The organism is Streptomyces sp. NBC_00210 (assembly GCF_045160975.1).
Lineage (GTDB): Bacteria > Actinomycetota > Actinomycetes > Streptomycetales > Streptomycetaceae > Streptomyces.
Genome location: NZ_CP108120.1, coordinates 1,961,307 through 1,983,268, shown reverse-complemented (window position 1 = coordinate 1,983,268; position 21,962 = coordinate 1,961,307). Strand labels below are relative to the sequence as shown.

Here is a 21,962-nt window from a genome sequence, read left to right as displayed (position 1 = left end):
CAGGCGTCCGGCGAGCCGGAGCGGGCCCTCTGCTACGGACGGTTGGTATTGATCGCTGTCGGTGCTCCGGGCTGCGTCGAGGGCCGGGACGTGTACGACTGGTCCTGCCCGGTCGGCGTCGCGGGCGCCGGGGCGGGCGGCAGATTCCCGTTCGGCGGCGGCGGACCGGTCGGGCTGGCCGTCGCACCGCCCGCGGCCTCGTTGGCCATGGCGTCGAAGTCGACGAGACCGGTCGCCTCCAGCATGGTGATGTGGTCGAGCACCGTCTGGTTCGCGTCCGTCGCCAGCTGACGTACCAGCGTGTTCCGCGTGGTGTGCCGGACCTGTGCGACCAGCGCGAAGACCTTGCCGTGCGCATTGCGCAGCAGGTTCGCGAACTTGCGCTCGTAGTCCTGGCCACTCGCCGCCGACAGCTCCCGCAGCCAGCCCTGCTGCTGCTCGTTCGGCTGGTTCGGCAGCTCCACGCCGAGCTTCGCCGCCACGTCGCGCACCCGCTTGTCCAGGTCGGTGTGGCCGACGACGAGATGGTCACCCGCGTCCTTGATCGCCTTCGTCGGCGCGCGCTCGATCGCCTGCTGTCCCGCGGGTAGCTCCCAGAGCCCGGCCAGCCGGACCCTCACGAGGAAGTCGCGGTCCGTGGCCGACAGCGGCCCCCATTGTGTCGCCACGCTTGCGGCATTGAGGTTGTCCTGACCGGTGCCGGAACGGTCCGCGTATGACCACACGGGAAACGCGAGCGCCCCCACCGTGGCGACCAGAGCCGCGATGATGAGTGCTGTTCCGTTGATGCGCCGCAACAATGTGCCTCCAGAGCCGAGATGCGTTTCACGGCAACCAACCGCCGACCGAAACGGCGTTCAACCTAATCGGCGGTACTGGAGGGTACGTAACGGGGGGTCGCTTTGTTCAGCCGCGCAGCGAAGGATGATCCGCGACCACCGTGCAGGACCCCGGAGCGATCTCGTTCGGGGCCAGGATTTCGCATTGTGCTCTCACCTGCTTACATTCCGTGTTCGGTCCTGGCTGCCGCGGACTCCACGGGGTGTGACGCTGGTGCCTCGGATGGGGACGCGCTCTGAACCCGAGCCCCTGTGACTGGGTGCTTCAGGAGCCCCCTTGGCTTCCTGATGGAGACGTCAAGCGCGGGAGTCAGGCAGTTCGGTCCGGCCGTTTCCCGTTCGACGCACGGGTGACAGGCAGGGGAAGCCCCCGGGTGGCTGTGCCGACAGCAAGCGCGACCGAAACGGCCGATGGAGAGCGCAGCGCCTCACGTTTCCGCGCCGCAGGTCAGACAGTGACCGGCGATCTCCAGCACGGCGCCCCGTCCCGATCCCAGCGCCTCCACCACCGTGGCGAGCCGGGCAGTCACTCATGACACAACCGCGAGGCGTGGCTCGATGGCGCGGGCCACCTCATGGCCGTACGTCGCGTCGATGCGGGCGATCAGGTCCGAAGGGAGCAGCTTGTACTCCTGCGTACCGACCGACTCGAGGACGGTGGTGGCCAGGGCGCAGCCGAGCTGTGCGGCCTGCTCCTGCGGCAACTCCCATGCCAGGCCGGCGAGGAAACCGGCCCGGAAGGCGTCGCCCGCGCCCGTGGGGTCGGCGATCTCGTCCGTGGGTACGGCCGGTACGTACAGTCGGGGCTCGCCGGAGCGGGCCAGCGACACCCCGTCCGCGCCCAGCGTGGTGATCCAGGTGCCGACCTGGCCGAGGAGGTCCTGCTCACTCCAGCCGGTGCGCTCGAGCAGCAGGGCGGCCTCGTACTCGTTGGTGAACAACAACCGTGCCCCGTCGACCAGTTGACGGGCCTGATCCCGGTCGAGCCGGGCCAGCTGCTGGGAGGGGTCGGCGGCGACGGGGACACCGAGACGGTGGGCCGTGGCGGTGTGCCGCAGCATGGCCGCGGGGTCGTCTGCCCCGACCAGGACGAGCGCGGGCTCCCCGGTCTGTGCGGCGATCTCCGCCAGATCGATCCGGGGGGCCTCGGCCATGGCGCCGGCGTAGAAGGTGGCGATCTGGTTCTGGTCCTCGTCGGTGGTGCACACGAAGCGCGCGGTGTGCAGGGTTTCGCTGACCCGCACCGCGGACGTGTCGACGCCGTTCGCCCGCAGCCAGGCGCCGTACTCGGCGAAGTCCAGGCCCGCCGCGCCGACCAGGACCGGGTTGAGGCCCAGCAGGCCGAGGCCGAGGGAGATATTGGCCGCGACACCGCCTCGGTGCACCTCGAGCCGGTCAGCGAGGAACGACAGGGAGACCCGCTCCAGTTGCTCCTTGAGCAGCTGCTCGGCGAAGCGTCCGGGAAACACCATCAGATGGTCGGTCGCTATCGATCCGGTGACGGCGATACGCACGGAAAGCACTCCTTGAATCTGGGTCCGGGGTGGGGGACGGAACGGCTCAGGTGGCAGGCGCCGCGCGGGGAAGCGATGTGCGGCTTCCCCGACCGCACACCGCTGGTTGTTGTCGCCGGGGCTTCCCGGCGACGCTTGGGCCATCAGCCCGCGTCAGCCGCCTTGCGCAGGGCGTCGGCGCGGTTGGTGCGCTCCCAGGTGAAGTCCGGCAGCTCACGGCCGAAGTGACCGTACGCGGCGGTCTGGGCGTAGATCGGGCGCCGGTGACGCGGCCCTCTGGTGACCACCAGAGGGCCGCGCGTTTCTGACGCTTGGTGTTCGCGCCCTGTTACTGCACCGATCCGGTCTTGCGGAAGACCCAGTAATCGGCCCCCTCTTCCGCGAGGTAATTGGCATCCTTCAGCTTGAATTCCAGCGAGGCCACCTTGCTGACCTCTTGCGACCGAGCGAAATCCTCAAAGCCGGTCTCAGCGGCGTAAGTTCCGCGGGTGGACACCACGATCAGCCCATCTGGCCGGGCATACTCGATCAGCGTGAGCAGCGCTGTGGGGCGGACATGGCCAAGAGTGAACACGCCGCTGCTGACGACAATGTCGTACTGGTCGTCCAGACGCTCATCGCGCACGGGAGTCGACAGGTCCACGCCGCCGTAGACCTTCCGGTACGCATTGGTCTTCGCGGCCTCCTCGGCCATGTTCTCCGACAGATCGACGCCATCGATCAGGTAATTGCCCTGGGTGCTCAGGACCCTGCCGACAAGACCCGTACCGCAGCCGGCGTCGAGAATGGTCGCTGCCGGTGCTGCCGGTGATCCATAGGCAGAGGCGAGCAGGTGCACGAAATTGGCTGCAATCTTTGGTGCAACCCACTTCTGATCCGCCAGGTCCACGTCGTACTGCGTCGCCCAGTCCTCGTAGTAATTCTTCAGCCCGGGAGCATCGTCGAAGAAAACGTGAGACTGCTTGATCATATCGAAGGAGCTACTCATTGGAATTGCCTCCCTTTCAGATTGGTCAGTCAAGGTGACTGTTCTTGCCTCGTGCCGTTACGTCACTACGGGCACGTCTGATGATTCTGGTCTTTCCATGCTGCCGGCGCTGCTGCCGCCGCCGCTTCGGCCGCTGTCTCTCGATCGTGAATTCCTCACATCGAACACCATGTACAGCCCGAGCCCGGCGAGAATGCAAAGGCAGCCGCCGATCTCCGTCCAGGTGGGTATCCTCTGCTCCACCAGCAGACTCAGGATGGCGCCGAAAATCGACTCCGTGGCGAGCAAAGGCCCGACCAAAGGCACCGGAATTCCCTTTGCTGCCTTCACCCAGATGTAAGTGCCCCACCATGAGCCGATGACGCCCAGGAAGATGCACCACATGATGATCTTGAAGAGAGGGTACGGAGCGAAGGTCTCATCCGGCGTGGAGGCAATGGCGAAGGGAAGCAACAGCATGGAACCGCCGCCTGCCCCCATCGCCACCAGAGCCGCCCAAATGGTGGGGTCCGGCTTGGTCGCCCAGGTTCGCTGTGACTGGGCGTTGCGGACCACGAAGTAGGACCAGGTCAGCATGGCCAGAATAGCCAGAACCACCCCGACCATCGAGCCATCCGAAGGCTCACCCTGGATGAAATCGGAGGCGCTGAGCAGAATAATGCCGGAGAGAATCAGAACGACCGGGGCTACGAGCTCACGCCACGCCAGGCGCTTTTCCGCAAAGTTACCGGCAATCGCGATCGTGATCGGTGACGATCCGACGATCATCGCAGTGATGAAGCCGCTGTCCATGGTTGCGGAATAGGAGACGCAGATATAGAAGACGAAATACCCCACGAAACCTATATGCAGACCGAAGAGGATCCTCCGGATCGGCATCAGCTTGAGCTCGCTCCAGCCTCTGCACAGGACGTAGAGGCCGCACAGGCCGAACAAGCTATACCGGCCGGTGACCAGTAGCAGCTCACTCGCAGGCTTGACGGCGGCTGGGGCGATAAAGGCGAAGGCCCAGAGTAAGGCGGCCGTCAGCGCGGCGATTACATTATTGCGTGAGCTTCCCACTACGGTGCCGCTTCCAGTGTGCGAGCTTCACCGAACTTGAAGCCGTTCTGCGACAGCCACTCCGGGTTGTATATTTTGGAAATGTACTTGTTTCCGCTGTCCGGCAGGACCGTGACGATCGTTGCCGGCTTCGTCATCGATCGGGCTACCTGTACAGCGCCCCACACATTCGCCCCCGAGGTGCCGCCGCAGATGAGCCCCTCGCGTTGCGCCAAGTGCTGACACGTGTCGAAGGCATCGGCATCGGTGAACTGAATCACGTCATCAACGACCGAAAAATCCATGCATTTCGCTAGATGATCCTCACCTGCGCCCTCGACGAAGTAAGGCGCGATCTGCGAAGGATCAACAACGCCCTCGTGGAAGTAGCGGTGATAAATCGAACCAACCGGATCAAGCAGGACGGACTTCACGGCCGAGTTCTTCAGCTTCAGGAACCTCGAAGTGCCGGAGAGCGTGCCCCCTGTGCTTCCTGACGCAACGAATGCCGTCACCGACCGCCCGAGCGCAGACCATATCTCAGGGCCTGTCGAATTGAAATGGGCCTCCGCGTTGAGTGGGTTGTCGTACTGATTGAGCATGAATGAATTCGGCGTCTCGGCGTGGATGCGTCTCGCGTGCGTCACGTAATGCTCTGCCGTATCCGGTGGAGCTGAAGTCGGGCAGACGATCAGCTGCGCTCCCATCGCGCGCAGTGCGCCCTGTTTTTCCTTGCTCACCTTGTCCGGCATGGTCAAGATCGCACGGTAGCCACGCGTTGCCGCCAGTGCAGCAATCGCTGCGCCCGTATTGCCGGAGGTATTCTCGACGATCGTTGCCCCCGGCTTGAGAAGACCGTGGCGCTCGGCATCGTCAATAATGTAGCTAACGATTCGATCCTTGATGCTACCGCTCGGACTGAAGAATTCGAGCTTTGCAAGTATTCGAACATCGGCCGGAACATCGAAGGTCTTCAGTTCAACAAGCGGTGTGTTGCCAATGAACGATTGGATCTTCATGCCAGCTCCTTACTGCGTGCGACTCGGGCGAGAATGTGGCCAAGCATGACGGACGACGCGAAGGAGTTCGGATCGGTCGATCTCCCTCGCGTCCTGAACGTCACTTTCGAGATTTCTTCGACGCCATCGGCGGAGCAGTGTCAATTAACAGAGTCCGGAATCCTCACAGAATCAAGTATGGCGACCGTGTGGCCGACCCTTTCGCCCTTCTCCACCAGAGCCAGAGCCTCCACTGCTGATATCTCGTAAGGCACCAGCGACTTTTCAATCTCCAGAGCCTGCGCACCGGCTGCCGCGGCCGAGATGCCCTTGAAGGTGTCGCGCAAAATGCTCACCGGGTAGAAATGGAACGGTCCCAGTCCTTCCCGCTCCCACTTGGCGTAGCCGCCGACCACCTCGTGCGGCTCAGACTGAACCTTCCACGTGTAGGTCAGGATGCTGCCGTTGTAGCCGGCGGCTCCGGCCAGGGCCAAAGCTTCCGACAACGGAATACGCCCACCAATGGACGACAGTAGGCGACCTCCAACCCGAAGGATCGACCGTGCTTGCTGGAGAGCCAGATAGTGCAGCGTGATGAGGTTCTTCTCGACGAAGCTCGGAATCTCCTCGCTCCGCTTGGCAATGAATGTCGAACTGGTTTGGCCATCAGAAAGATCGCCGCTATCCGACATGGGGATATTCGGGAGGTTTTCGTAGATCACATCGACATTCGACAGCTTGTCTGCAACAGGGGAGAGGATGTCTCCTGCTCCGCCGATCAGTTCGACGTCTTGGTCCAAGAGGTTGCTCTGAATGTTTTCACGTGCATGCGCAAGAACGTCCTCGTGGAGATCGGTGAAACCAACGGTGCGTGCCTTCAGAATTTCCACGGCAGCCAGCACATCCAGGCCTGCACCCGTTCCGACGGTGCAGAATCGCGGCGCAAAGACACCCATCTCTGCAAGCGTCTTGAAAGCCGGTACAGCAACGCTCGCGACCCAATCGGCGCGTGGCTCGTCCGCCTTGGGCAGATATGAATGATCCGAGAGCTTGAGTCCGATGGATGACCTGATCCGTGCCGTCTCCTCGAGCTGGAAGAACTCGGTCGGCGACACTACCAGTTCGGCAAGGCCGGTTTGGATGCCCATCTGTTCTCCTTCGACGTGACTGCAGCAGCTATCTCTACAAGAAATCCCGGTCCTCATGTCAGGGAACAACCGGCGGACCCAAGAACCGGTCGGCACCGGAGGCCGGATCAGCGGCAAATGACATCAGTCGAGGCTGACCCGGACATGGGGAATTCTGTCCCTTTTGGCGGACAGCGCCCTTGCTGCGGAAGTGACTTCACTATCGTCGGCGTCGGCAAAGCTGTACAGGGCTGCCCTGTTGTCTATCGCAAGGCAACAGGACCGCGGTTTGACGTCGTGGACGTCCGTACGTCAGCGCTTCCGGGCCGGATCAACGCTGAGTGCCGCACCGTCGGGGCCCGGGAGGTGGAGCAGCCAGGTCTCCTCGGTGCCCTCGACGGCAGGGGCTGGGGATGCTGCAGCGGGCTCGTCATGAGGGCTGTTGGATTCAACCCCTTCGGTGTCGCTGGATTCGCTCACGTTGTGAAGCTCCCTGCAGGAGGTGAGGGGGGAGATGGATCGGCCTGCTGCAAGTCTATGCGGTCGACAGTGGTGTCGATCAGTGATCTCCAGGGGGAAGACTGCTAGAACTTCCCCTCAAAATCGGGGATTTGCCCCGACTGTGATCACGCTCGCTGTCGCTCCGACTGCTTGATGTGTACGGTGATTGGAATCTTCATGCAACGCGCCGGGCTGCTGGTCACTGTGGCTCGTGTCACTCGGGAGGGATGCCGATATGGGGCCCAAGGTGCCGCAGGGCTTTCGTGGTCTGGCCATGAACATGGGGCTCAAGGATGTCGACGACGACTTCACCGTCGTCGTCTCCGAAGTGCCCGCACGGTCTGCGGCGGTCTTCACACGGTCGCGGTTCGCGGGCCCGAGCGTCGTGCTGAGCCGCGGGGACGCGCCCTTGCAGCGCAGCCGGGGCATGGTCGTGCTCTCTCGGAATGCCAACGTGGCGACGGGCAGCGCCGGGGCCTCGCACGCCGCCGAGGTGCGCAGCAAGGTTGCCGCAGCCGTGGGGATCGCTCCCGAAGAGCTCGTCATCGGCTCCACCGGAGTGATCGGCCGGCCCTACCCCATGGAGAGCATCCGTGCGGGACTGTCCACCTTGACGTGGCCGTTCCCCGATGCGGACTACGCCGCCGCCGCCAAGGCGATCATGACGACCGACACCCGGCCGAAGTACAAGACGGTCCCCTGCGGCGATGCGGTACTCACCGGCATCGCCAAGGGCGTTGGCATGATCGAGCCCAATATGGCCACCCTGCTCACGTTCTTCTTCACCGACGCGGACATCCCGGCCGACCAGCTCGACGCCCTGTTCCGGCGGGTGATGGACAAGACGTTCAACGCGCTGAGCATCGACACGGACACCTCGACCAGCGACACCGCGGCGATCTTCGCCAATGGCCTGGCCGGCCCGGTCGATCTGGAGGAGTTCGAGCAGGCGCTGTACGAGTGCGCCCTCCATCTCGTCCGCGACATCGCCTCGGACGGTGAAGGCGCGTCCAAGCTCATCGAGGTCCACGTCACCGGAGCCCGCGATGACGCTCAGGCCAAGCGCGTCGCCAAGAGCGTGGTCAACTCGCCCTTGGTCAAGGCGGCGGTCCACGGCGCGGACCCGAACTGGGGCCGGGTCGCGATGGCGATCGGCAAGCTCGATGAGGAGTTCGACATCGAGCCGCCACGGGTGCGTATCCAGTTCGGTGATCTGGTCATGCACCCGGAGGAGCCGAGTGACGCCCTCCTGGAGCAGGCCGCCCGCTACCTCTCCGCCGATGAGGTGGCCATCCGGTGCGACCTCGGCATCGCAGACGGGGCGTTCACCGTCTACGGCTGCGATCTCACCGAGGGCTACGTAAAGATCAACTCTGACTACACGAGCTGAGCTGTCGTGCCAAGGGCCCGCGGGGCGCCTTCGATCGATGTGCGGAGCCGACACGCCCCGCGGCCGCGGGGCGATCCATCCGATGCCCGGACCTTCGGTCGTCCGCGGGCAGATCCCGACGCAGCAGTTGCATCAGGTAAGAGCTCAGGGGGGAGCTTTATGACCAACCAAAGCCAAGGGAAGTGGTGTTGCCGGCTGCCGTGTGGCAGGGCTGCCACCGCACGGCAGGTGAAGTGCGACGGAGCAGTGCCCCGTCGCACGGGGCGGGCTGCCGCCCTTGCCGCCGGACAGCGGCTGAGATCCTTCGCGGCCGGCCCGGCCCGCGGTGCCGGGCGGACGGCGGTCCGGGCATGACGATCTCCAGGAACGGGGCGGAAACCGCCGAGAGCCTGCGCCTGCGGGCCGAGGACCTCTTCAGGTCGGGCAGTGCGGACGAGGCCCAGGTGTTGTTGATCAGAGCTCTCGCCGAGGCCGACCGCGAAGCCGGCACTTCCAGGGCGGTACTCCTGGAGCGCATGGGGCGCTATCTCGATGCCGCCAGCACCAGTTGGGCCCACGACTACTTCGAGCAGGCGCTGGCCGAACTGCACGAGGACGAGCCGTTCCACAGCCGGATCAAGGTGTTGTGCTCGGCGGGCTTCGCCTATGTGCAGCAGGGGCGCCCGGACGACGGAATGCGGCTGCTGAACGAAGCGATCGCCCTGACCAAGGGAGCCGGCGACGCGGAGCTGGAGACGACCGTCTACACGATCGCTGCCGAGACGCTGATGGCGCTCGGCAGCCTGGACGAGTCGCTCGACTGCACCCGTCGGGCCCGCCGCGCGGGCATGGACTCCGGGCACCACCACCTGGTGATCCGCTCCTATTTCAATGAGGCCCGCGCCACGTATCTGCGTACCGGCAGTGTCAGTGATGCGATGCGCATTCGCAGAGTCGGTCTCAAGTACGCGGCCGGGCTTGGGCAATTGGAGACCGAAGAGGGCAACACCCTGCGCCTGGCGCTGATCGAGGACCTCATCGAGGCGGCCAACTGGCCCGAGGCGGACAAGCTGCTCGGACCGGAGATGAGCAGTGGCCACGGCTCGCTCAATGAGGTCGAGGAGACTCTCGTACGCTGCTGGCTTTCGACCTGGCAGGGCCGACGGCCCGCGACGGTGCCGCCCTTCACCGAGCTCGTCGAGTCCAGCAGTCCGCTGCATCAGGCCTATCTGCTGTGTCTCGCACTCTCCGGCGCGGCTCGGCTGAAGGACTACCGGAGCGTGGAGGAGCTGACCGGACGGGCTCTGAGACACGCCGAAGGCTTCCTCGCTCCACCCAGCAGCGGTCTCTACATCATCGACGCCCTGGCCTCGGCGATCGAGGCGCAGAGCGGCCGACGGCACACTGTGATGCACCCCGAGTGCGCTCCGCAGCGGCTGCTCGACGTGGTGGAGCGGATCTACCCGGAGACCCGTCGTCGTGTGGCCGCTCGCTACGAACTCACCGACGGGGTGGTGTCCCAGGCGCGCGCTCTGGTGGCCGCACCCGACGAAGCGGCACAGCACTGGGATCACGCGATCCTCGTGTTCCGGCGCACTCATGCGTGCGCCCGCCTCGTCCCCGCCTTGCTGGGCCGGGCCGCGCTGTGCGAGCCGGGTGATCCGCATGCCGAGATGCTGCTGGACGAGGCCGAGCGCATCGCCGAATGGATGCAGGCCAGGCCGTATCTCGAACGGATCACCCAGCTGCGGGGCGCGGCAGGCCGGTCCGAGCCGACAGCCGCGGCGCTGACGGGGCGGCAGCTCGAGGTCGTCGTGCTGCTGGCAGACGGGCACACCGACCGGGAGATCGCCGAGGGGCTCGGGCTCAGCGTGCGCACGGTGAATGCGCATGTCGTGCAGATCCTCACGCGGCTCGGAGTGCGTAACCGGGCCGAGGCCGCGGCGTGGTACTACCGGGCCGGCCCGACTCGGGAAGCCTGACCGCTGCGCAACTGATCAGGCTGGAAATCGCCTGGGGCATGGACGGTTCTCCTCCAAGTAGGACGGTTCCTCTCCAAGCCGAGGGAATTCTCTCCCATGTTGACGGGGATTCCCGGATACGACGAGGCGGGCGGCACAAGGCCCGGCAAATGGCGTGCCGCGCGCGGGGACTGAAAGCGAGCCGAAAGCGAAGGGGAAGCGGTATTCGCGGCTCGTCACCCCTCTGACCTGCGGTCCGACAGAATCACATCCTCCGCAGAGGCGCAAGCACTTTCCCACACTCCGAGACGTGGGGTCGGGCTAGGTAGAACTACCGATGTGGCTTTGCCCGTTGGTCGGATAGAACTTCGTTGTGTTGCCGTGATGTCGCAACGGGGCCGGTGTCCGCCGTATCAACATGGATTGCGGAGGCGTTGTTCCGCTCCTGGGTGTCGCTGACGCCCCGTGGGCGATTCTCTGCCCAGGCCCGAGCCGGCCGGCATGAGGGCGGCACATTTCTCACCGATTCTCCTGGCGTCACCTCCTCGGCATGCATTCACCGAGAGTGCGATTCACCGCGCCCGAGCCACTGTTTCCACGGATTTCCTGAAGAAGAATTGGAGTGTCATGTCCCGCATTTCCACCGCCCCTGGTGACCAGCCGACCGCCGCGCACGCCCTGCTGAAGAGGCTGAGCGAGCACGGGGTGGAGAAGGTGTTCGGGGTCGTCGGCCGTGAGGCCGCGTCGATCCTGTTCGACGAGCAGGACGGGGTGGAGTTCGTCCTGACCCGGCACGAGTTCACCGCGGGCGTCGCGGCCGACGTACTGGCCCGCATCACGGGCCGCCCGCAGGCCTGCTGGGCCACCCTGGGCCCGGGCATGACCAACCTGTCCACCGGTATGGCCACTTCGATGCTGGACCGGTCCCCGGTCATTGCGCTGGCCGCGCAGTCGGAGTCGCACGACATCTTCCCCAACGACACCCACCAGTGCCTTGACCTGGTGAAGATCGCCGAGCCGATGTCCAAATACGCGGCCGAGCTGGAGCGCCCCGCGGAGATCACCGACCTGGTCGACTCCGCGGTGGCCGCCGCGATGACCGAACCCGTCGGCCCGTCGTTCATCTCGCTCCCGGTCGACCTGCTCGGCTCCGCCGACGGTGTGGACCTGACGCAGGATCACGGGCCCGCCCGCACCCCGCAGAAGCCGATCGGTGCGGTCCAGCCGGGCTGGGAGCAGGACGCCGACCGTGCCGCCGAGCTGCTGTCCGGCGCCGAGCACCCGGTGTTCGTGGTGGGTGCGGCCGCGATCCGCTCCGGCGCGGTGGACGCCATCCGCGCGCTGGCAGAGCGGCTCAACGTCCCGGTCATCACGACCTACATCGCCAAGGGAGTGCTGCAGCACGGCCACGACCTCAACTACGGCGCGGTCACCGGCTACATGGACGGCATCCTCGGCTTCCCGGCCCTGGAGACCCTGTTCGGCCCGGCCGACGTCATCCTTACCCTGGGCTACGACTACGCCGAGGACCTGCGCCCCTCAATGTGGGAGCGCGGCCTCGAGAAGAAGACGGTGCGTGTCTCCCCGACCGTCAACCCGGTACCGCGCGTCTACCGTCCCAGCGTTGACGTGGTCACCGATGTACTGGCCTTCGTCGAGCACATCGACGCCGCGACCGCCGACCTGCCGGCCAAGGTTCGCCACGACATCACGCCGCTGCGCGAGCGCATCGCCGAGTTCCTCGCCGACCCGCAGGAGTACGAGGACGGCATGCGCGTGCACCAGGTCATGGACTCCATGAACACGGTCATGGCGGAGACCGCGGCACCCGGTGAGGGCACGATCGTGTCCGACATCGGCTTCTTCCGGCACTACGGCGTCCTGTTCGCCCGCGCCGACCAGCCCTTCGGCTTCCTCACCTCTGCCGGCTGCTCCAGCTTCGGCTACGGCATCCCGGCCGCGATCGGCGCGCAGTTGGCCCGCCCCGGACAGCCCACCTTCCTCATCGCCGGGGACGGCGGCTTCCACTCCAACAGCGCGGACCTGGAGACCATCGCGCGTCTGGGCCTGCCGATCGTCACCGTGGTCGTCAACAACGACACCAACGGCCTGATCGAGCTGTACCAGAACATGGGACACCAGCGCAGCCACGACCCGGCCATCAAGTTCACCGGCGTCGACTTCGTCGCCCTGGCCGAGGCCAACGGTGTGGAGGCCACCAAAGTCGCCGGCCGTGAGGAGCTCCTTGCCGCGCTGCGCAAGGGCGCCGAACTGGGCCGCCCCTACCTCATCGAGGTGCCCATCAACTACGACTTCACCACGGGCGGCTTCGGCGCCCTGAAGATCTGATGGCTCACCACGGCACACTCCCGCCCGCCCTGGGCTTCCTGGCCGCCGCTCACGCGGGCGGCGGCCGGGCCCCCGAGGGCCCCGTCGCCACCCGGGCGCTGCGCGCCGAGGTCGGCGAGGCGCTGTCCGTCCAAGCGTTCTCGGCGACCGTGCTGCACGGCCCCGGCGCCGACCCGGGCCGCGCCTGGACCCGGGTCGGCGACACCGTCGTCGTGGTCGCGGGGGAGTTCTACAACCAGGACGAGCTGCGCTCCGTCCTGCCCGACGGCGATGCGCCCGACGGCGACGCCGGGCTCCTTGCCGCGCTCTTCGACCGCTACGACCTGCACGCCTTCCGGCTGGTCAACGGACGATTCGCGGCCGTGGTGGCGAGCGGTGCCCGGCTGTGCGCGGCCACCGATCATGCGGGCTCCGTCCCGCTGTATCTGCGGCCCGCTCCCGGGGACATCCACATCGCCACGGAGGCCAAGGCGCTGGCAACAGAGGCCACGCCCAAGGGTGCCTCGCTGCCCGGGACGCGCCGGGTGCCCGGACTGCCCGGCGTGCACCAGGTGCCGGCCGGGACGGTCCTGGAACTGGCGGTGGACTCCGCCGGCGCAACCCTCCACCGCACCTGGCAACCCCCCAGCGCGCGCCGGATCCTTCCCGAGGATGAGGCACGCCGGGCCGTTCGCAGCGCCCTGGAACTGGCCGTCGGACGCCGACTGGCCGCGGGGGTCAAGCCGTTGGCCGTGCTGTCCGGGGGCATCGACTCCTCCGCGGTGGCCGCTCTCGCCGCCGCCCGCGGCCCGATCGACTCCCTGTCCATGGGGACCGACCTCTCGGACGAGTTCCCGCAGGCCCAGGTGGTGGCCAGGCACCTGGCCACGGACCACAGCGAACTCGTCATCCCCATGGACGAGTTGCTGCGCCAGCTGCCGCACACGGTGTGGGCGGCGGAGACCCTCGACGCGGACATCATCGAGTACCTGCTGCCTCTGGTCGGCCTGTACGGCAGACTGCCGAACACACCCCGGCGCATCCTCACCGGTTACGGGGCCGACATCCCCCTCGCCGGCATGCACCGCGAGGACCGGCTGCCGCAGCTGGACAACGCCGTGGCCCACGACATGGCCACCTTCGACGGACTCAACGAGATGTCGCCGGTGCTCGCCGCCGTCCACGGTCACTGGACCAGCCACCCCTACTGGGACCGGGACGTCCTCGATCTGCTGGTCGGCCTGGAAGCCGGACTGAAACGCCGTTACGGACACGACAAGTGGGTCCTCAGAAGCGCCATGACGGACCTGCTTCCCGAGGAGACAGTGGCCCGCCCCAAGCTGGGCGTGCACGAAGGCTCCGGGGTCTCGGTCGCGTTCACCCGGCTGCTGTCCGACAACGGCGTACCCGACCGGGACATCGCCACGGCGAAGGCGCTCGTGGTCCGCGAACTGTTCGACCGGACCGTGGCCGACGGCGGCCACCCCGACCACGTGAGCACCGAGGGCGCGATCCGCACCGCTCTGCACCGGCTGCGTCAAGGAGCGGCATGACCGAACCCACCCAGCGCATCGACTCACACGTCTCCCCGCGCTACGCGCAGATCCCCACCTTCATGCGGCTCCCGCTCGATCCGGCCCCGCGCGGCAAGGACGTCGTCGTCATCGGAGCGCCGTACGACGGGGGCACCAGCTACCGGCCGGGAGCCCGCTTCGGACCCCGCGCGATCAGGGCCGAATCGGGTCTCATCCACGGAGTCGGCATCGACCGGGGGCCGGGCACCTTCGACCTCATCGACTGCGTCGACGCGGGTGACATCGACCTCACGCCGTTCAACATGCACATCGCCATGGAGACCGCGCAACTCCACCTCACGCGGCTGCTCGAGCACAACGGCGCATTCCTCATGCTCGGCGGCGACCACTCGCTCACCCTGGCGGGCCTGCGTGCCGTCGCCGACAAGCACGGGCCGGTGGCGGTGCTGCACCTCGACGCGCACTCCGACACCAACCCGGCGTTCTACGGCGGCGAATACCACCACGGCACCCCCTTCCGGCACGGCATGGACGAGAAACTCATCGACGCCGAGGCGATGGTGCAGATCGGCATCCGCGGACACAATCCGCGGCCCGACTCACTCGACTACGCACGCGGCCACGGCGTACGCGTGGTGACCGCCGACGAGTTCGCCGACACCGGCGTCCGCGGCATCGCCGAGCTCGTGCGCGAACGCGTGGGACAGCGCCCCGTGTACGTCTCGGTGGACGTCGACGTCCTCGACCCCGCCTTCGCCCCGGGCACCGGAACGCCCGCGCCCGGCGGCCTGACCTCGCGCGAGCTGCTCGGGCTGCTGCGCTGCATCGGAGACCTCACCCCGGTGGGCTTCGACGTGATGGAGGTGGCGCCGGCCTACGACCACGCGGGCATCACCTCCGTGGTCGCCACGGAGATCGGCGCGGAACTCCTCCACCAGTACGCGCGGGCCCACGCCCCTGTCCCCACGACGAACGAGAACAACCGGGAGACACCCCGATGAACGAACCGAACGCGCCCGTGCTCGACTGCAGCGCCCACCAGGACGTCCTGCGGGAACTCGCCCGTGAGCTCCCGCGGACACCCCGGGCGGACCTGCCCGCCTTCTTCACCGCGGCCGAGCAGATCACCGACCGCCTCCCGGCCGAACTCACCGCCAGATTGGTGGAGTTCAACGACAAGGGCCACCAGCGCGGCTTCCTGCTGCTGCGCGGCCTGCCGGTCGAGGACGACGCCGACCTGCCCGCTACGCCGACCTCCTCGCCGGTGCCCGAGGACCGCCCCCTGCTCGCCATGGAGGCGATGCTCGCGCTGGTCGGCCGCGTCCTGGGACTGCACACCGGCTATGCGGAGCTGCGCGCCGGTACCGTCTACCACGACGTGTACCCGGCGCCCGGCGCCCATGACCTGTCCTCGGAGTCCTCCGAGACCCTGCTGGATTTCCACACGGAGATGGCGTACCACGCACTGCAGCCCAACTATGTGATGCTCGCCTGCTCCCGCGCCGACCACGAGCGCAGGGCCGCCACGCTGGTGGCCTCCGTACGCAACGCACTGCCGCTGCTCAGCGACGAGGCGAAGGCCGGCCTGTACGAGGTCAAGATGCCCTGCTGCGTCGACCTGGCGTTCCGGGGCGGCGTCGAGGACCCCGGAGCGATCGCGAACGTCACCCCGCTGTACGGCGACGAGAACGATCCGCTGCTCGGCTACGACTGTGAGCTGCTCGCGCCGGTCGAGCCCGCACATCACGAGGCCCTTGCCGCCCTGTCCAAGGCGCTGGACGAGGTCACCGAGGCCGTGCACCTTGAGCCGGGCGACCTGCTGATCGTGGACAACTTCCGTACCACGCACGCACGGACGCCCTTCACTCCGCGCTGGGACGGCAAGGACCGCTGGCTGCACCGCAACTACATCCGCACCGACCGGTACGGACAGCTGTCCGGCGGTGAACACGCCGGAGACGTAGTGGCGTTCAGCCCGCGCCGCTAGGCCCTGTCCGGCCGATCTTGCCGGGCTCGCGTGCCTGGCACGCACTCCCCCGTAGCCCTTCGGGCACGGGAGGTGCCCCCATCGCATGGGCTCCATCCTCCGCCTTGCATCTGACGCACCAGACCTCGCTCACTGATCCGGCCTGATCGACCGGACAGTAGGGCCTGTGTCGGAAATGACCGCACCGGCTTCCCCCTGTCCTGCTCCGCAGGAGTCCGACCCCTTCCCCCGCCCGAAGGCGGGGCCATCCACGGAAGTAGCCCGATGAGCACCGAGCGGATCACCCTGCACACCTACGTGCAGTCGGCGGACGTCCCATACGCCGCATGGGCGCGACTCCTGCGGCCGGAGGACCTCTACCTCGACGAGCACTGGCTGCGCGTCGCGGAACGCACCGCCGGCTGTCCGATGCGCTACGCGCTGCTCCACCGAGGCGGGGTACCCGTCGCCGGGCTGGCCACCGCCCTCGCCGACAAGAGGGCGCCCTGGGTGCTGGCCCGCCCCGACACCTTGCTGGAGTTCAGCGCGAAGGACGGGCGCCCCGGGGCCGGGGAACTCCTCGAGGCGCTGCCGGGCACCCCCGCCGACGCCCTGCTCCCCACCCTGGTGTGCGGCGGGCGGCACATGGGGCGCAGCCGGGTCGTCGCTCGGCCGGAGGTGACGCACCCGGACGTGGAAGCCCTGGTCGCCTGGGCGGAGGAGCTCGCCGTCGAGCAAGGCGCCGCCTCGGTGGCGTACCCCTTCGTCGAGGAGAGCGACAAGGTGTTGCGGCAGGTGTTGCGCGAACGCGGGTACCTGTCCCACGAGTCCGGCCGCTACAGCATGCTGAGCGTGCCCCCAGGCGGCTTCGACGACTACCTGCTTCAGGTGTCCGCGCACCGCCGCAGTCGCATCCTGACCGAGCGGCGCCGGATCAGTGAGGCCGGCATCCGTATGCGGATCGAGCTGCTGCGCGCCGAACTGATTCCGCGGCTGGGCGAGTTGGAGTACCAGTTGATGGAGAAGTACGGCGTCGCCTGGTCGCCCGAGCAGACCGGACAGGTGCTCGGCGAGATGCTCGCCGAGTTCGGCGAGGACGTACGGGTGGTCCTGGCCGAGGGAGACGGGGAAGTGCGCGGCTTCGCGACGATCCTGCAGTTCCGCGGCCACTGGTACGCACGTCAGAGCGGCTTCGACTATGCGTACCAGGACAAGCTCGGCAAGCTCCCGCTCTACTTCGAGACGGTCTACTACTTCCCGGTCGAGGAAGCGGCCCGGCTCGGCATCTCCACCATCCACTACGGACTGGGCAGCGAGGGGGCCAAGCTGTCCCGCGGCTGCACTGCCGAGCCCCAGTACTCCTATCTGCTCCCCGTCGGCCCGCTGGGCAAGACCCTCCGAGGATGACCATGCCTGACAGTCCCGTGTTCGCCTTCGTCGAGACCGGCAGAGGGGCCGTCGGCCTCCAACCCTTGCTGTGTGCAGCCGAGTTGGGCCTGCGTCCACTGCTGGTGACCGCCGACGTCAGCCGCTACGCCACCTCCGATCAGGCCCGAGCGCTCATCGACCGCACCGTGCACGCGATCGTGCCCGCCGACACCGCGGACAGCGCCTCGGTGACCGAGGCCTTGCGCCCGTATGCCGAACGCAGCGAGCTCGCCGGTGTGATGGCGGTCATCGACTATCACGTCCCCGTCGTCGCCGAGACGGCGCGGGCGCTGAGCCTGCCCGGCCTGTCTCCGCAGGCGGCGCACATTGCCCGCAACAAGCTGCGCACTCGCCGGACCTGCGCCGAACTCGGCGTCCCCACACCGAAGTTCAGCCACGTCCTCTCGGCCGGCGAGGCCGTGCGGGCCGCCGGCTCGATCGGCTTTCCCTGCGTCGTCAAGCCGCTCACCGAGTCCGCCAGCATCGGCGTACGACTGTGCCGCACCGCCGACGAGGTGGCTGAGCACTATGTCGCCCTTACCGCGGACGCCCTCGATGCGCGCGGTGGAGCCAAGCCGGACGGCGTACTCGTGGAGGAGTATCTGATCGGCTACGAGCTGAGCGTCGAGGTCCTCGTCACGGCCGAGGGTCCGCAGCTCATCGGCGTGACCGACAAATCGCTCGACGCGCACCCGCACTTCGCGGAAATCGGGGAGACCTTTCCCACCCAACTACCCGACGCGGTCAGGGATGAGGCCGCACAGGCCGCGCTCGACGCCCTCAAGGCGATCGGCCACGACTTCGGTGCCGCGCACGTCGAGATCAAGGTGACCGCCGACGGTCCCCGTCTGGTCGAGATCAACGCCCGCATGGGCGGTGCACAGATCGGACGGGTCATCCACGAGGCGTCCGGGATCGACCTGGTGCGGGAGGTGATCCGGCTGCATCTGGGCCGGCGGCCGGACCTGACCGTGCGCCGCCGCGCCGCCGCGGCCTCCCGCTACCTGACGGCCCCGGCCGACGGCGTACTGCGCGGCTTCGCGGGCCAGGAGCTGGTGGAGCGGTTGCCAGGCGTATGCGCCGTCGACCTGTACGTCACCGCCGGCGCCGTGGTGCGCCGGGTGCGGAACAACGCCGATGTGCTCGGGCACCTCGTCGTACGCGCCGACACCCCGGCCGAGGCGGCCCGCTGGGCGGACACGGCCGCGCTCATGCTGACGGCGGAGGTCGAGCAAACGCCATGCTGACCTCACTGCGCGCAGCCTTGCCGAAGGGCCGGTCGGTGCCCTGGTTCGCGGGGGCGACCTTCGCCAACTCCCTGGGCATGGGCATCTATTACCCCTTCTCGTTGCTCTTCTTCCAGTCGGTCCTCGATACGTCGCTCACCCGGATCGGCCTCGCCCTCACCCTGTCCGCGCTGCTCGTCCTGCCGCTGCTGCCGTACGTGGGGCGGCTGATCGACCGGATCGGGCCGCGTCGTGTGCTGTTCGCGAGCACGGCGGTCCGAGCGGCCGCCTTCGCGGGCTATCTGTGGGTGGACTCGTTCGCGCTGTTCGCCGTGTTGAGCGTGCTGGTCGCGCTGAGCATGCGGGCCGAGCAGACCGCCACCCCTGTCCTCGCGACGGTGCTCGCGGGCGATGAACCGCCGGGCCGCTGGATGGCCCTGTCCCGGGCCCTGTTCAATGCCGGGTTCGGGCTCGGCGCGCTGGCCGTCGGGCTGACCGCGTCGGCGTCGCCGGAGATCCTGCAGCGGGTCGGCATCGCCAACGCCCTGTGCATCGCACTCGCTTGTCTGCTCTACCTTCGGCTGCCGCGCTCCGGGACGTCCGCTCCCCAGGGACGGGCGGCTCTCGGCAAGGCCCGTCCATGGCGCAGTCGCCCGTTCTGCCTGACCGTCGTGGCCGGCGCCGGGCTGTGGATCGTTGCGGTGAGCGTGGAGACGGCGCTGCCCGTCCATCTGCTGCGCGGCGTGGGCGCTCCGCCCTGGATGGCCGGCGTGCTGTTCACCCTCAACACCGTGCTCCTCGCCGTCTTCCAGGTTCCCGTGGCCCACCGCACGGAGCGCGTGCGGCCGCAGACGCTGGTGGCGGTCGGCGCCGTACTGCACATCGCCCTGCTTGCCGCACTGGCCGTCGCGGGCCACTTCGCCCCGGGCGCCCTGACCGCGCTCCTGGTCACGGCGATGGCGCTGTACTCGTTGGGTGAACTCCTTGCGTCACAGGCCGTGTTGACGCTGCTGACGGCACTCGCCCCGGTGGGGCAGCGGGGCGCCTATCTGGCGTTCAACCAGATGTTCATCGGCCTGGCCAACGCGCTGACACCATTGTTGGTGACCTCAACCCTGGACCGTGGCCCCGGCACGCTGTGGTGGGTGCTCACTGCCTGCTCGCTGCTGGTCGCCTGCCTGATGGCGGGGACGGTGCGGGCGGGATCCTCGGGAAGCGAGCAGGCCGGGGAAGATGCCGGTCGAAAAGCGGCCGACAGGGACTCGGCCTCTGCCGCGATCTGAACCGTTTCCGCGCGGAGCCGGGCGGTGAGGCCCCACCGGACTACCGTGTCGGCCCGACTCGGGAAGCCTGAGCGGTCGGCTCCGTGTTCACCTGGCAGCTCTGTGCGGTCGGTTCCGTGTCCCCCGAGGAGGCCTGCGTGGTCGGCTCCGTGTCCCCCCGGGGAGCCGCCTCCGCCTGGCGGGCGCCACCGCGGCATGCTGCGATTCCCGCCACGCAGACCAGCACCACCCCGAACAGCTGTTGGGGATCGGGTATTTGGGCCAGGGCGATCGCTCCGATACCGGTACCGACGGCTGGTTCCAGGCTCATCAGGGTCCCGAAAGCCCCTGCGGTGAGCCGACGCAGGGCCAGGGTCTCAAGGACGTGCGGGATGATCGGCAGCAGCACCGCGGCCGCGGCCGAGATCAGCAGTGCCCGAGGGCTCCACCAGCTGCCCTCGGCACCCCAGCCAACGGCCAGACCGGTGAACAGGGCGGCCCCGGTGGTGGACAGGGCAATGCCCTGCTGACCCGTGAAACGGTCGGCGACCTTCTGCGTCAGGACGATGTAGCCGGCCAGGCCGACCGCCGCTCCGAGGGCGAAGCCGATGCCGACCCAGTTGGCGTCGGCGGCCCACGGCCGGGTCAGGAGGAGGACGCCGGCCAGCGCGATGACCGGCCACAGCAGGTCGGCGGGACGCCGTGAGCCGAACAGTGCGACGGTCAGGGGCCCGAGGAACTCCACTGCGCTGACCGTGCCCAGCGGCAGCGAGTCGATCGCCTGGAAGGAACAGAGCGTCATGGCGGCACTGGCGGCGCCGAGCGCGGCGGCGGCCCCCAGATCCCGCGCGGGCAGGGAGCGGGCCCACGGCCGGGTCCACAACAGCAGGAGCAGGGCGCCGAAGCTCAGTCGCAGCCAGGCCGTCCCCGCGGGCGGCACCTGGTCGAAGAGCAGGACCGCGACGGCCGCCCCGGACTGGACGCTGATCATCGCGCACAGCGTCGCGGCGGCCGCGGGCAGTACCGATGAGGTGGCGGACTTACCGGCGAGCGCCCTGCCCGGCGCGGGATCCGTCACTGTTCCGTAGCCGTCGCCCGCACCAGGAACGCGGTCTCCGCGTAGAAGAACTCGCCCACGCGCGCGGACTCCTGGACGGAGGCGACCCAGCGGTCGATGTCCGCGACGGAAAGTGGTCCGGTGCGGTTCTCGGCACGCTCGCGCAGGGCGCCGGATATCTGCTCGATGCGGTGCCGGGCGAACCCTGTCAGCTCGGTCGCCGTCGTCACATGGGTGTCCAGGCCGGCCACCGTCAGCGGGCTGTACTGCACGAGGGAGGCTACCTTCCGCCCCATCCACGCATCGCTGAACTCCATCCACTCCTCGGGGAATTCGGCCCAGCCGTGGCAGACGGCACGGGTGAGTTCCCGGTCTCCGCCGTGGATGATCAGCGCGTCGTAGTCGGTGTGCGAGAACACCGCGGAGCCCCCGGGCCGCAGCAGCCGCGCGGCTTCACTGATCAGGGCGGCGGGGCTCTCCAGGAACTCCAGGACGTCGTGGCAGACGACCGCGTCCAGCTCGCCGGGCTTGTGCGCGGTCGGCTTGTTCAAGTCGTGCACCGTGATGTCGGCGGTCGGACCGAGCAGCTCCCGTGCGGCTGCGACGGCCTCCGGGTCGACGTCGCAGCCGAGCAGCTGGGCCGTCGGCTCGAGTTCAGCGATCGCCCGCAGTGTCCCACCCATGCCGCACCCCAGGTCCAGGACGCGTTGTCCGGCCCGCGGCGCAAGACTCGTAGCCAGCGCGCGGTGAATTGAGTGGCCAGGCAAAGGCATACCGAAGGGCTCCGCTCATGAGGTTCAGAAAGGGGGACCGGCACAGTTC

Annotated in this window: 19 protein-coding genes; 9 read left to right on the top strand and 10 right to left on the bottom strand. The window is 67.8% G+C overall.

All coding sequences use genetic code 11. The annotated features are described in order from the left end of the window. Positions 1-32 precede the first annotated feature (32 nt). The 8 genes from OG729_RS08975 to OG729_RS08940 all read right to left on the bottom strand — a co-directional run bounded on the left by OG729_RS08975 (position 33) and on the right by OG729_RS08940 (position 6,987). Complete coding sequence (locus OG729_RS08975) at positions 33-797, bottom strand: DUF4142 domain-containing protein (RefSeq protein WP_405805395.1); 765 nt, start codon at positions 795-797, stop codon at positions 33-35. A 572-nt stretch (positions 798-1,369) separates the two neighbouring features. Next, complete coding sequence (locus OG729_RS08970; RefSeq protein WP_405805393.1) at positions 1,370-2,353, bottom strand: carbohydrate kinase family protein; 984 nt, start codon at positions 2,351-2,353, stop codon at positions 1,370-1,372. A 143-nt stretch (positions 2,354-2,496) separates the two neighbouring features. Beyond that, positions 2,497-2,640 carry a hypothetical protein gene (locus OG729_RS08965; RefSeq protein ID WP_360869410.1) on the bottom strand — a complete coding sequence of 48 codons (144 nt, stop codon included), beginning with the start codon at positions 2,638-2,640 and terminating at the stop codon, positions 2,497-2,499. 41 nt (positions 2,641-2,681) lie between these two features. Next, entirely contained in the window at positions 2,682-3,341 is a 660-nt protein-coding gene (locus tag OG729_RS08960) for a class I SAM-dependent DNA methyltransferase (RefSeq protein WP_405805392.1), read from the bottom strand. Between the two features lie 57 nt (positions 3,342-3,398). Then, complete coding sequence (locus OG729_RS08955) at positions 3,399-4,403, bottom strand: DMT family transporter (RefSeq protein WP_405805390.1); 1,005 nt, start codon at positions 4,401-4,403, stop codon at positions 3,399-3,401. Next, positions 4,403-5,401: a PLP-dependent cysteine synthase family protein gene (locus OG729_RS08950; protein WP_405805388.1), complete on the bottom strand. Its 999-nt coding sequence runs from the start codon at positions 5,399-5,401 to the stop codon at positions 4,403-4,405. The genes OG729_RS08955 and OG729_RS08950 overlap by 1 nt, the downstream gene beginning before the upstream one ends. 140 nt (positions 5,402-5,541) lie before the next feature. After that, on the bottom strand, positions 5,542-6,528 hold the full coding sequence (locus tag OG729_RS08945) for a class I SAM-dependent methyltransferase (RefSeq protein ID WP_405805386.1): 987 nt from the start codon (positions 6,526-6,528) through the stop codon (positions 5,542-5,544). A gap of 291 nt (positions 6,529-6,819) precedes the next feature. After that, positions 6,820-6,987, bottom strand: a complete 168-nt coding sequence (locus tag OG729_RS08940; RefSeq protein WP_405805385.1) for a hypothetical protein — start codon at positions 6,985-6,987, stop codon at positions 6,820-6,822. A 256-nt stretch (positions 6,988-7,243) separates the two neighbouring features. Here OG729_RS08940 and argJ point away from each other — a divergent pair, with 256 nt between their 5' ends. The 9 genes from argJ to OG729_RS08895 all read left to right on the top strand — a co-directional run bounded on the left by argJ (position 7,244) and on the right by OG729_RS08895 (position 20,104). Continuing rightward, positions 7,244-8,398 (top strand): bifunctional glutamate N-acetyltransferase/amino-acid acetyltransferase ArgJ, encoded by a 1,155-nt coding sequence (gene argJ, locus OG729_RS08935; RefSeq protein WP_405805384.1) that lies wholly within the window; start codon positions 7,244-7,246, stop codon positions 8,396-8,398. A gap of 350 nt (positions 8,399-8,748) precedes the next feature. Beyond that, positions 8,749-10,359 (top strand): LuxR C-terminal-related transcriptional regulator, encoded by a 1,611-nt coding sequence (locus tag OG729_RS08930; RefSeq protein WP_405805382.1) that lies wholly within the window; start codon positions 8,749-8,751, stop codon positions 10,357-10,359. Between the two features lie 606 nt (positions 10,360-10,965). Continuing rightward, positions 10,966-12,687: a thiamine pyrophosphate-binding protein gene (locus OG729_RS08925; RefSeq protein WP_360869286.1), complete on the top strand. Its 1,722-nt coding sequence runs from the start codon at positions 10,966-10,968 to the stop codon at positions 12,685-12,687. Further along, positions 12,687-14,219: an asparagine synthase-related protein gene (locus tag OG729_RS08920; protein WP_405805381.1), complete on the top strand. Its 1,533-nt coding sequence runs from the start codon at positions 12,687-12,689 to the stop codon at positions 14,217-14,219. The genes OG729_RS08925 and OG729_RS08920 overlap by 1 nt, the downstream gene beginning before the upstream one ends. After that, complete coding sequence (gene speB / locus OG729_RS08915; protein WP_360869281.1) at positions 14,216-15,202, top strand: agmatinase; 987 nt, start codon at positions 14,216-14,218, stop codon at positions 15,200-15,202. Before OG729_RS08920 ends, speB begins: the two co-directional genes overlap by 4 nt. Further along, a complete protein-coding gene (cs1, locus tag OG729_RS08910; RefSeq protein ID WP_405805379.1) occupies positions 15,199-16,188 on the top strand; it encodes a clavaminate synthase Cs1 in 990 nt (329 codons plus the stop codon). The genes speB and cs1 overlap by 4 nt, the downstream gene beginning before the upstream one ends. Positions 16,189-16,452: 264 nt before the next feature. Further along, positions 16,453-17,574, top strand: coding sequence for a GNAT family N-acetyltransferase (locus OG729_RS08905; protein ID WP_405805377.1), 1,122 nt, complete (start codon positions 16,453-16,455; stop codon positions 17,572-17,574). 2 nt (positions 17,575-17,576) lie between these two features. Beyond that, positions 17,577-18,842, top strand: a complete 1,266-nt coding sequence (locus OG729_RS08900) for an ATP-grasp domain-containing protein (RefSeq protein WP_405805376.1) — start codon at positions 17,577-17,579, stop codon at positions 18,840-18,842. Beyond that, positions 18,836-20,104: an MFS transporter gene (locus OG729_RS08895; RefSeq protein ID WP_405805374.1), complete on the top strand. Its 1,269-nt coding sequence runs from the start codon at positions 18,836-18,838 to the stop codon at positions 20,102-20,104. Before OG729_RS08900 ends, OG729_RS08895 begins: the two co-directional genes overlap by 7 nt. 40 nt (positions 20,105-20,144) lie before the next feature. Here OG729_RS08895 and OG729_RS08890 read toward each other — a convergent pair whose 3' ends face one another. Together OG729_RS08890 and OG729_RS08885 are read right to left on the bottom strand one after the other, a co-directional pair. Continuing rightward, positions 20,145-21,161 (bottom strand): EamA family transporter, encoded by a 1,017-nt coding sequence (locus OG729_RS08890; protein WP_405805372.1) that lies wholly within the window; start codon positions 21,159-21,161, stop codon positions 20,145-20,147. Continuing rightward, on the bottom strand, positions 21,158-21,913 hold the full coding sequence (locus OG729_RS08885) for a methyltransferase (protein ID WP_405805371.1): 756 nt from the start codon (positions 21,911-21,913) through the stop codon (positions 21,158-21,160). Before OG729_RS08885 ends, OG729_RS08890 begins: the two co-directional genes overlap by 4 nt. Positions 21,914-21,962: the final 49 nt, after the last annotated feature.